A 206-nucleotide genomic window follows, 5' to 3' on the forward strand; every position below is an offset into this window, starting at 1 on the left:
GCCCAGGTGTCGATCACCAACACGGGTGCTGCGGTGAGCAGTTGGACGCTGACCTGGACGTTCGCGGCCGGTCAGCAGGTGACCTCGGGGTGGAACGCACAGGTGAGTCAGAGCGGCACGGCTGTCACGGCGAGCAGCCTGAGCTACAACGGGTCGGTGGCCGCCGGGGGTTCGGTGGCCTTCGGGTTGCAGGGCACCTGGTCGGG

Annotated in this window: 1 protein-coding gene; it reads left to right on the forward strand. The window is 68.9% G+C overall.

Going from position 1 to position 206, the window contains the following annotated elements:
- Nucleotides 1-206: cellulose binding domain-containing protein (locus tag GTW40_RS09000; protein ID WP_202485619.1), on the forward strand; the 206-nt coding region annotated here is incomplete at both ends.

The organism is Streptomyces sp. SID4985 (genome assembly GCF_009863025.1).
Classification (GTDB): Bacteria; Actinomycetota; Actinomycetes; order Streptomycetales; family Streptomycetaceae; genus Streptomyces.